The 5942-nt window shown below is 73.1% G+C and carries 6 protein-coding genes; 4 read left to right on the top strand and 2 right to left on the bottom strand.

The genetic code is table 11. From position 1 onward, the window contains the following. Positions 1 to 36 precede the first annotated feature (36 nt). Both E4099_RS27905 and hmgA read right to left on the bottom strand, forming a co-directional pair. Complete coding sequence (locus E4099_RS27905) at positions 37 to 786, bottom strand: GntR family transcriptional regulator (protein WP_135341901.1); 750 nt, start codon at positions 784 to 786, stop codon at positions 37 to 39. Between the two features lie 18 nt (positions 787 to 804). Next, positions 805 to 2151: a homogentisate 1,2-dioxygenase gene (gene hmgA / locus E4099_RS27910; protein WP_135341902.1), complete on the bottom strand. Its 1347-nt coding sequence runs from the start codon at positions 2149 to 2151 to the stop codon at positions 805 to 807. Between the two features lie 119 nt (positions 2152 to 2270). Between hmgA and E4099_RS27915 the strand changes: the two genes are divergently transcribed. The 4 genes from E4099_RS27915 to E4099_RS27930 all read left to right on the top strand — a co-directional run bounded on the left by E4099_RS27915 (position 2271) and on the right by E4099_RS27930 (position 5898). Next, the gene (locus E4099_RS27915) at positions 2271 to 2864 is read left to right on the top strand and encodes a TetR/AcrR family transcriptional regulator (RefSeq protein WP_342451953.1); all 594 of its coding nucleotides are present in this window, start codon (positions 2271 to 2273) and stop codon (positions 2862 to 2864) included. A 234-nt stretch (positions 2865 to 3098) separates the two neighbouring features. Then, positions 3099 to 4112, top strand: a complete 1014-nt coding sequence (locus E4099_RS27920; RefSeq protein ID WP_135341904.1) for a BtrH N-terminal domain-containing protein — start codon at positions 3099 to 3101, stop codon at positions 4110 to 4112. Positions 4113 to 4322: 210 nt separating this feature from the next. Beyond that, positions 4323 to 5264 (top strand): hypothetical protein, encoded by a 942-nt coding sequence (locus E4099_RS27925; protein ID WP_135341905.1) that lies wholly within the window; start codon positions 4323 to 4325, stop codon positions 5262 to 5264. 10 nt (positions 5265 to 5274) lie between these two features. Further along, positions 5275 to 5898 carry a class F sortase gene (locus E4099_RS27930; RefSeq protein WP_245245242.1) on the top strand — a complete coding sequence of 208 codons (624 nt, stop codon included), beginning with the start codon at positions 5275 to 5277 and terminating at the stop codon, positions 5896 to 5898. Positions 5899 to 5942: the final 44 nt, after the last annotated feature.

Consider the following 5942-nt stretch of genomic DNA (forward strand, 5'->3'; position numbering starts at 1 on the left):
GCCCACCCGCACCCGGCCGCCCCGGCCGACTCCCCTTCAGGTCGCCTCGACCGTCACCGAGAAAGAGAACCGGTCCCCGCGGTAGCGGATCCGCGCCACGTCCACCGCCCGCCCGCTCTCGTCGTAGGTCACCCCGGTGTAGTGGAGGATCGGGCTGAGCAGCGGGACATCCAGCAGCCGGGCCGTCTCCGGATCCGCCAGCCGCGCCTCGACCGTGTCCGTGATGCGGCTGATCCGCACCCCCACCGCGTCCCGCAGCACCTTGGTCATCGGCCAGCGGGACAGGTCGGCCAGGTCGATGCGGTCCGCGAGCTCGGGCCGGACCAGGTTCTCGGCCCAGTTGGTCGGCTCACCGGTGTGTCCGTCGGAGCGCAGCCGGTGGAAGACGGTGGCCTCCTCCAGATCGGGGAAGTACTCGGCCAACTCGCCCGGCACCGGCTCCCTGCCGTGGCCCAGCACCTCGGTGCGCTCCCCGGACTGCTGGGCCACGATCGCGTCGACCGAGCCCAGCAGCCGTACCGGGGAGCCCCGCCGGGCGGTCGGTTCGATGAAGGTGCCGCGCCTCCGGTGCCGGCTGATCAACCCCTCGGACTCCAGCTCCTTGAGCGCCTGGCGCATGGTGAGCACGCTCACGCCGTAGTGCTCGGCGAGCCGCTCCTCGGTGGGCAGGCGCAGCGGCTCGTGCGGGCGGCGCCCCAGTATCGAGGCCCGCAGCGACTGCGAGACCTGGTACCAGAGCGGGAGCTTGCGGTTGAGCGCGAGTGAGTCGGGGGCGAAGGTGGTCACGGCGGCCTCCGGTCGCGGTCAGGGTCGGAAATGGCGCTCCAGACCCTGCCATACGTCGTCGTACCGTGCCTGGAGGTGGTCGGCTTCGGCCGCCTGCCGGGTGAGGCTGATCGGCCAGCGGGTCTCGAACATGAAGGCCAGTCCGTCGTCGATCTTCTGCGGCACCAGCTCGGCCGCGCTGGCCCGGTCGAAGGTCTCCCGGTCCGGGCCGTGTGCCGACATCATGTTGTGCAGCGATCCACCGCCCGGTACGAAGCCGCCCTTGCCGGCGGTCTTGGCGTCGTAGGCGCCCTCGATCAGGCCCATGTACTCGCTCATCACATTGCGGTGGAAGTAGGGCGGCCGGAAGGTGTCCTCGCCGACCAGCCAGCGCGGCGCGAAGACCACGAAGTCCACCCCCGCCAGCCCCGGGGTGTCCGAGGGCGAGGTGAGCACGGTGAAGATCGAGGGGTCCGGGTGGTCGTAGCTGATGCTGCCGATCACATTGAAGCGGTGCAGGTCGTAGACGTACGGAACCAGGTTGCCGTGCCAGGCGACCACGTCGAGCGGGGAGTGGTCATAGGTGGCCGACCAGAGGTTGCCGCAGAACTTGTTGACCACCTCCACCGGGCCCGCCACGTCCTCGTAGGCGGCGACCGGGGCCAGGAAGTCGCGGGCGTTGGCCAGCCCGTTGGCGCCGATCGGGCCGAGGTCGGGGAGGACGAACGGGCGGCCGTAGTTCTCGCAGACGTAGCCGCGGGCGGTGGCGTCCAGCAGCTCGACCCGGAAACGCACGCCGCGCGGGATCAGCACCACCTGTCCGGGGGCCGCGGCGAGCCGGCCGAACTCCGTGTGCAGCAGCAGCCCGCCCTGCTCCGGCACGATCAGCAGCTCGCCGTCCGCGTCGCTGAACACCCGGGTCATCGAGGTGTCGGCGGCGTACAGGTGGATCGCCATGCCGGCGCGCTGGGAGGCGTCGCCGTTGCCGCCCAGCGTCCACAGGCCGGACAGGAAGTCGGTGCCGGCCGCCGGTGCCGGCATCGGGTCCCAGCGCAGCCGGTTGGGGTCGGCGACGGCCGCGTCCTGGCCGATGAACGGCGCGCCGCGCAGGGCGCCGTTGTCGATCCGGGTGAACGGCGGGTGCGCGGCGGACGGGCGGATGCGGTAGAGCCAGGAGCGTCGGTTGTTGCTGCGCGGCTCGGTGAAGGCGCTGCCGCTCAGCTGCTCCGCGTACAGGCCCAGGGGTGCGCGCTGGGGCGCGTTGCGGCCGACCGGCAGGGCGCCGGGAACAGCCTCGCTGCTGTGCTCGTTGCCGAACCCGGAGAGGTATTCCAGCCCCTCGGCCGTCTTCCCGGCCTGTTCGTTCCCGCTGCCCGTGCCGCTCATCGCGTACTCCCGCCGCTCCAACGATTCCTATGGAAGACCATAGGAATAGTGCGGGCGCACGTCAACGATGCGGCGGAACCCGGCAGGATGGGATCGTGACCCCTTCGCACCTTCGCCGCGTGCCGGTCCAACGGCGCAGCGCGGAACGCCTCGGCCGGATCCTCGACGCCTGCGCGGAACTCCTCGACGAGATCGGGTACGAGGAGTTGAGCACCCGGGCCGTCGCCGAGCGGGCCGGTGTGCCCATCGGCTCGGTCTACCGCTTCTTCGACAACAAGCGGGCCATGGCCGAGGCGCTCGCCCGCCGCAATCTGGACGAGTACGCGGGCCGCATCGAGGCCCGGCTCGGCGCGGAGGAGTCGGCGGACTGGCGCACCGTCATGGACGTGGTGGTGGACGAGTACCTGGCGATGAAGCGCGGGGCGCCCGGCTTCGGACTGGTGGAGTTCGGTGTGCCGGTGCCCGCCACCGCGCCCCCCGACCGGCCCAACCACCTGGTGGCCGACCGGCTGCGCGAGCTGCTGGCGGCGCGGCTGGGGGTCGCGGAGTCGGGTGAGGACGGGGAGCGGATGCGGATGGCCATGCTGATCGCGGTGGAGACCGCGGACGCGCTGCTGCGGCTCGCCTTCCGGGTGGATCCCGCGGGTGATCCGGCGGTGGTGGCCGAGACCAAGGAGCTGCTGCGCGGCTATCTGGCCCGGGTGCTGGACTGAGCCCGCCGGCCCGCCGGCCTCGGCTGGGACGCGCCAGGCGCCGACGGCGCCGAGGTGGGGCGGCCCGGGGCCCGATCGGATTGTGTCCCACCGCTGCCGGCCTGCGAGGCTCTGCTCATCGCCCACCGCGAGCGCGGACCGCCCCCGCGGCGCCCGCGCGGGGGCCTGGTACCGGCGCGGGCGCCGCGAGAGAACCGACGACCCAGCTGATCACCCCCGTTCGGGAGGCACGGTATGAGCACGGTGACAGGCATCGACGCCCGCGGTGCGCGGCACTGCGAGACGACGGCTCTGGGGGTGCTGCTGCGGCACCAGGGAATCGATCTGTCCGAGCCCATGCTCTTCGGCCTCGGCTCCGGACTGTCCTTCATCTACTGGGACAGCAAGAACATGGGCTTCCCCTTCCTCGGGGGACGGGTCAAGCCCTTCGAGCTCACCAGGAACCTGGCCGCCGGACTCGGGCTGGAACTCCTGGTCCAGGAGACCACCTCCCCCCGCAGGGCATGGCAGAACGTGGCCACCGCCCTTGCCGCCGGCCACCCCGTCGGGCTCCAGCTGGACAGCTACCACCTCGACTACTTCGGGTCGAAGGTGCACTTCGGCGGCCATGTCGTCGCCCTGTACGGCTACGACGACCAGCACGCCTACCTGGTGGACACCGAGCAGCAGGGCGGGGCGGTCACCACCAGCCTGACCAGCCTCGCCCAGGCCAGGGCCGCGCGCGGCCCGATGGCCGCCAAGCACCGGTCGTTCACCCTCACCGCTCCCCAGGACCTGCCCTCCCCGCGGGAGTGGATCGCTCCCGCCATCACCGCCTGCGCCGCCGCCTTCCTCGACCCGCCCATCGCCAACCTCGGCCACCGGGGCATCGAGAAGGCCGGCAAGCGGGTACGCACCTGGCTCCAGCGCACGGACGACCCGGGCCGGGACCTGCCGCAGGCCGCCCTCCTGATGGAGAAGGCCGGCACCGGAGGCGCCCTGTTCCGCAACCTCTACCGCGACTTCCTCGCCGAGTGCACCGACCTGCTCGACAGCGGCCATCTGCGCACCGGCCACCGGTTGTACGCCGAAGCGGCCACCTTGTGGACCGAGGTCGCGGAACTGATCGCGCGGGCCGGTGCGTCGGCCGACGCACGGTGCCTCGCCCAGGCCGGAGACATCCTCGGTGATCTCGCGCGCATGGAGCGGGAGGCCATGGAGGCGCTGAGCCGTGTGGAGAGTGGGTCCCCGCGGAGGAGCGGGCCCTGACCGCTCGCCGTCAGGGGGTCGGGGCGCCGCGGTGTGGAGGACCGGCGCCTCGACCCCTCGCCCATGAATCCGACGGGCGTTCATACGCCTATTGAGGGATAATCGGGTATTTATTGCGGCGTTTCGTTTTCGCTCCACAGGTGGGTGACAGGTAGTCAGGCAGCAGCACCGCACGCACCACCACCCCCACGGGCTTGAAGGAGCACCCGCGTGTCCACTTCGGTACCCCCCACCCTCTTCGGTGCCCGTCCGGGCGCGGCCGTCCTGGCCGCACTGGCCTGCTCGGGTGCCGCCCTGCTGGCCGCCCCGACCACCGCCGCGGCGGCGGACGACCAGGGCGATGTCACGGTACGCAGCGTCGGCACCCCCATCTCCACCGCGCGCGACGAATCCCGGGTCTGCCGGTTCTACCTGGCCGGCGCCGAGTTCACCTCGGTGCGGGAGATCACCTGGGCGATCGTCCCCAAGGGCCGCAGTGCCCAGGAGAGCGGCCTGTCCGGCGGCATCAACCTCACCAAGGGCCTGGGCCGCACCGAGGACCTGGCCCTGCCCGACGGGGTCTACAAACTGACCTGGAACGTCGAGGGCGGCGGCAGCGCCGGCAAGCACAAGGTCTTCACCGTCGACTGCGCCGGCGGCGCGAAGAGCACCCCGATCGCCGGCCGGCCCCTGGCGGGGACCCACCAGGTGGAGCGGACGGAGAAGGACCAGGCAGGGCGCCAGGCGGAGGAGGACCAGGGCGCGGTCGAGCACCCGGCGGCGCGCCGCGACCGGACCCAGACCGCGGACGACCGGCCCGAAGAGTCCGCCGACGGTGGGATGGAGGCCCAGGTCATCCCGGGCGCGGACGGTCCGGAGACCGCCGGCACCGACCGCTCCGCGGGGGCCCGCGCCGACGCCGGTACCGAGACCCGGACCCGCCCCGGTGACCAGGCGCGGGAGCCCGGTGGCCAGGAGCGGGCGGTGGCCCGGGCCGAGGCCCCGCCGCGCGGCCCGGTGGGCGCGGGCGGCGGCGGAGTCGCGGCCGGCGAGGGCGGCGCCCAGGGGCCGTCCGCGGCGGTGGTCGCCGGCACGCTGGCCGCCGGCGCGGCCGGTGCGACGGGGCTGTTCCTGGTGCGGCGGGCCCGCCGCCGCCCCCATGGCACGCTCTGACACGGGCCCTGTGCCGCGTATCCCGGGTCGCGTCCTCCGCCCGCTGCTGGCGGCGGGCGCGGCCCTGGCGCTGGCGGCCGGCGGCTGGACGCTCTACCACGCCTCGGAACCGGCCCCCCGGGTCGACGCGCGCCCCGTCGCCACCGCCCATCCGCCGCTGTCGGCCTCGCCCGCGACCGCGCTGTCCATCCCCGCCCTGGAGTTGGAGGCACCGGTCACCGAGGTGGGCCTCGACCCGCGGGGCCACCTCGCGACACCGCCGGTGGACGACGCCCGGCTGGCCGGCTGGTACCGGGGCGGTCCCGCGCCCGGCGAACAGGGCACCTCGGTCATCGTGGGCCACCGGGACACCCGGAACGGGCCGGCGGTCTTCCTGAACCTCGACGACCTGGATCCCGGCGACACGGTCAAGGTGGCCCGCGCGGACCACCGCACGGCCGTCTTCACCGTGGACAAGGTGCGCACCTACACCAAGGCGCACTTCCCCGACCGCCGGGTGTACGGGTCCACCGGGCGGCCCGAACTGCGGCTGCTCACCTGCGGCGGCACCTTCGACCGCCGGCGCGGCTACGCCGCCAACATCGTGGTCTTCGCGCACCTGGTACGGGCCGAGCCCACGGTCGGCGTGGTCTGAGGGCTGTCTCTTATACACCTCTGAAGCTGCCGACGATCGCATAA

This window comes from Streptomyces palmae, from assembly GCF_004684805.1.
GTDB lineage: Bacteria > Actinomycetota > Actinomycetes > Streptomycetales > Streptomycetaceae > Streptomyces > Streptomyces palmae.

Bases quoted from the DNA above. Each gene is read 5' to 3' on its own strand.
- hmgA (WP_135341902.1), bottom strand. From the start codon at position 2,151: ATGAGCGGCACGGGCAGCGGGAACGAACAGGCCGGGAAGACGGCCGAG.
- E4099_RS27920 (WP_135341904.1), top strand. From the start codon at position 3,099: ATGAGCACGGTGACAGGCATCGACGCCCGCGGTGCGCGGCACTGCGAG.